This window comes from Pseudoalteromonas sp. SG41-2, assembly GCF_014164535.1.
Classification (GTDB): Bacteria; Pseudomonadota; Gammaproteobacteria; order Enterobacterales; family Alteromonadaceae; genus Pseudoalteromonas; species Pseudoalteromonas rhizosphaerae.
Genome location: NZ_JACJFK010000081.1, coordinates 1 through 1,500, shown reverse-complemented (window position 1 = coordinate 1,500; position 1,500 = coordinate 1). Strand labels below are relative to the sequence as shown.

The following is a 1,500-nucleotide window of genomic DNA, read 5'->3' as shown; positions in this document are numbered from 1 at the left end:
TTAGCTCTGTTGTTTTTAAGCGATTCATAAGATCACAAAACACCATGAATGTTCCCTCGCTTCCCACATTTTTTAATACTATTAGTTCATTGATATATAAAGGCTAATTCTGGGGATACTTTAGGTCAATCACTCAACGTAGAAACAACCCCTATTTACGTTCCAAAAACAGGGCGGCCTGTTCGCTCTCAAACCTCATTTGGAATTAAAGACATCGCCGTGTTACAACCGCTTGAGTATGAGCGAGATAGTAAAGGGCAAATAATAAAAGCGAATACGTTTGGGGAGTTTGATAAAAGTATTGTATGGCATATAAACGCCAAGGCCCGTGTTGAGGTAGAAAATGTATCGTACCCACAAAAACTGTTAGCTTATAAAAAAATAGACAATGAGCAAGCACAACCAGAAGATGCTATTGATTGGCAATCCGAAATTTTAAAACTGTAAGGAACAGAATGTCAATTTCATATAAATTTGCAAAACTAAATGCAAGAATATTAGAAAATTCACAGAACTTTAAACACTATATTTCCTCAAAAATGTATGAGTTTAGTTCACCTAAAGGATTAATGATTGTCAGATTTTTATTGGAGAAAGAAGATAATAAAAAAGTGAAACCTCAGAGCTTAGATAATGAAGGGCGCTATTTAGGTTTTCATAATGCGGGTGATTGGACGCTAGGGTTAACATTAGGGCCAATATTTTTAGGGGTATTAGGTTCAATTGTCTCGGTAATTTTTTTTTTAGGGTGGAGTTATACTCAATTCACAGATAACCCGGAACAACTACCCGTTTGGTTTATAGTATTCGTCATTTGCTGGAACTTATTCTTTTTAAACTTCGGCCCCATTTTAGCGCGGTATATTCTGCCTAAACGCGAAGTATATTTTGACCGCCAAAACCAAACAGTAAGCTTTTCGTGGTCAGTAAACAATGCAGAAAAAAATGAGCACGGCCATTCGACATTTCCGTTTGAGGATATAGAAGCGTTTTATTCTAAAGCCAACCACTCACAGGGCCATGGTGTAACCCATGCAATGTATATTGCCCATAAAGATTACGAAAACCACCATGGTGCATTTAGTGAAATACGCGTAAAAGACAACCCACAAAACCCAAACTACTGCAAATACACATGGGAGCGCGTTGTGCGCTTTATGGATTTAACCAAACCGCTCGTTGATTCACCCGAAATAGAGCCATTTCGTCACCTTGACCCGATAACACACGACTTTGATAAGCAAAATAACCGCCCTGAAAAGTACTGGCGTTTAATGAGCTACAAGCAGATGAAGCAAATAGAAGAAGAACTTGATGATGATATTTACCGCTTTAATTTTGACGGCGCCATCACCAATCCTAAACGCTGGGCAAATAAAGAAATCACCAAACCATGGGAAAAGTGGCCAATAGATGAAAGCCTAAACCAACCAGACAACACCCCATACTGGAAACGCCTGATGAAAACCCTTGCAATGCAAATTATTGCGGGTGTTTAAA

General features: G+C 38.4%; 2 protein-coding genes. Both read left to right on the top strand.

What is annotated here, in order from left to right:
- Positions 1-219 precede the first annotated feature (219 nt).
- Positions 220-447, top strand: a complete 228-nt coding sequence (locus H5186_RS22445; protein WP_182795035.1) for a hypothetical protein — start codon at positions 220-222, stop codon at positions 445-447.
- Positions 448-455: 8 nt separating this feature from the next.
- Positions 456-1,499 carry a hypothetical protein gene (locus tag H5186_RS22440; RefSeq protein ID WP_182795034.1) on the top strand — a complete coding sequence of 348 codons (1,044 nt, stop codon included), beginning with the start codon at positions 456-458 and terminating at the stop codon, positions 1,497-1,499.
- The last annotated feature ends 1 nt before the right edge of the window (position 1,500 follow it).

What these genes read in the sequence shown, in the direction of transcription:
- H5186_RS22440 (WP_182795034.1), top strand. Translation starts at nt 456, where the DNA reads ATGTCAATTTCATATAAATTTGCAAAACTAAATGCAAGAATATTAGAA.